1 protein-coding gene is annotated in these 722 nt (G+C 46.1%); it reads right to left on the bottom strand.

What is annotated here, in order from left to right:
- On the bottom strand, positions 1–722 hold a 722-nt coding region (pdxS, locus tag AC3WJG_RS26660), incomplete at both ends, for a pyridoxal 5'-phosphate synthase lyase subunit PdxS (protein WP_337134740.1).

Here is a 722-nt window from a genome sequence, read left to right as displayed (position 1 = left end):
GTTGCTTCCACGATTGCTCGCGCAAATTTTTCAGGGTTGTCTGATTTGAAGATTCCTGATCCAACGAACACACCGTCTGCTCCAAGCTGCATCATTAACGCTGCGTCTGCTGGTGTTGCTACGCCGCCTGCTGCAAAGTTTACAACCGGTAAACGACCTTCACGTTTAATTTGCAGTAATAACTCATAAGGTGCACCTAATAGTTTAGCTTCTGTCATTAACTCATCTTCGTCCATGCCCACAACTTTACGTACTTGAGCATTTACTTGACGCATATGACGCACTGCTTCCACAATGTTTCCTGTCCCTGGTTCTCCCTTTGTACGAAGCATTGCAGCTCCTTCAGCAATACGACGAGATGCTTCGCCAAGATCACGGCAACCGCACACAAATGGAACCGTAAATGTATTTTTATTTAAATGAAACTCCTCATCAGCTGGAGTCAACACTTCACTTTCATCGATGTAGTCTACACCCATCGCTTCTAGCACGCGTGCTTCAACAATATGGCCAATACGAGCTTTTGCCATAACTGGAATGGACACAGCATTCATCACTTCTTCAACAATTGTTGGGTCTGCCATACGAGACACGCCGCCTGCTGCACGGATATCAGCTGGAACACGCTCTAATGCCATAACAGCAACAGCGCCTGCTGCTTCTGCAATTTTTGCTTGCTCTGCATTGATAACGTCCATGATAACGCCACCTTTTTGCATTTC

The sequence above is a fragment of the Priestia sp. FW507-14D1A genome (assembly GCF_058781295.1).
Note: the sequence above shows the minus strand (reverse complement) of the source record. Positions and strands in the feature narration are given on the sequence as shown.